The organism is Ochrobactrum sp. C6C9 (assembly GCF_022627935.1).
Classification (GTDB): Bacteria; Pseudomonadota; Alphaproteobacteria; order Rhizobiales; family Rhizobiaceae; genus Brucella; species Brucella teleogrylli.
In genome coordinates this window covers 1-1,360 of record NZ_JABXGB010000084.1, presented here as the reverse complement: position 1 = coordinate 1,360, position 1,360 = coordinate 1, and the positions used below count along the sequence as shown (strand labels likewise).

The window sequence follows — 1,360 nt, the reverse complement described above, 5'->3', positions numbered from 1 at the left end:
TCTCGTGTCCACATCGTTAATGTGAATCACGAACCAGAGACCAAGGAAACTAAATTCTCAAACGGACTCTAAGAGCCCGACTCAAAATTCAAGCTTTGCGATACGGCGTGTCATTCGCCTGATGGATGCTATGAACATCCATGCCTCTGCTGAGGCGATAGAGGCTTCCCAATCTTTAGCCAACCGACGGCAACGATTAAGCCAGGCGAAGGTTCGCTCAACGATCCACCGCCTGGGCAGAATTACAAAGCCTTTGGCCTGATCGGAGCGCTTGACGATTTCTATCGCCAGTGCTTCGATATGTGCCACAGCCGTTGTCAGCTTTTCGCCAGCATATCCGCCATCGGCAAAGAGTTTCCTCACCGTGGGGTGGTTTTGGCAGGCGCGCTCGATCAGATCTGGCGCACCGTCGCGGTCCTGAACGTCAGCACCATGCACGATGCCTTCCAACATGTTGCCTACCATATCGGTTACGATATGGCGCTTGCGCCCTTTGATCTTTTTGCCTGCATCATAGCCGCGCGGACCACCAGCTTCTGTCGTCTTCACCGACTGGCTATCGATAATGGCTGCCGTCGGCTCCGCCTTGCGACCTTCCGCCAGCCGTGTCACCGCAACCAGCATTTCATTGACAAGATCAAGCAAGCCGCTGTCACGCATCCGGTAGAAATGGTACTGCACAGTTGTGAAGGGTGGAAATTCCTTCGGCAACTGCGCCCATTGGCAGCCCGTTGTCGCCATATACTGGATCGCATTCCACAAATTGCGCGGATCATGCTCGCGTGGACGTCCGACCTTGCTCATCGGCTGCAAAAGCGGCGCGACAACAGCCCATTCATCATCAGTACAGTCGCTTGTATAGCGTAAGCCTCGTCTGGCATAGTCGCGACGGGCGGTTTCAGTCCAGGCCATGTGATCCTCCGTAGTCTTGGTAAACCACAGAGAATCATAAACTCCTGAAATCGCTCAACTTAATTTTCGGTTAGGCTCTAAGAACTGGAAGAGGGATACAGTGGTCCACGCCAAACTCGCGGAGCTTTATAATAATGCTCGAAAGCACTGCGAAAATATTGGTCTGTCAAATGAGTATTGTTCATTTATTAGTTCCTACGCAAAAATGCAGTCGAACGTTGCCAGAGATTTAGCCAAAAATGGGGAGATAGACTAGAATGGCTCTACAGCAATTCCTCACTTTTCGCATTGAATATACATTACTGAAAACACCTAAGCCTGAAAATAACCACCGAGCTCAATGAAGAAAAGGCAGTTGAAATGTTTGCGATGGTGTTGTCACGTTAACTGGGCTACAGTTGCCTGCCTGACGGTTTGGGCGTAAATTTTGGCGATGCAGACATCAGAT

General features: G+C 50.7%; 1 protein-coding gene. It reads right to left on the bottom strand.

The features are described 5' to 3' along the window. Positions 1-81 precede the first annotated feature (81 nt). Positions 82-912 carry an IS5 family transposase gene (locus HWD97_RS24135; protein WP_371835793.1) on the bottom strand — a complete coding sequence of 277 codons (831 nt, stop codon included), beginning with the start codon at positions 910-912 and terminating at the stop codon, positions 82-84. Positions 913-1,360 lie beyond the last annotated feature (448 nt).

What these genes read in the sequence shown, in the direction of transcription:
- HWD97_RS24135 (WP_371835793.1), bottom strand. Translation starts at nt 912, where the DNA reads ATGGCCTGGACTGAAACCGCCCGTCGCGACTATGCCAGACGAGGCTTA.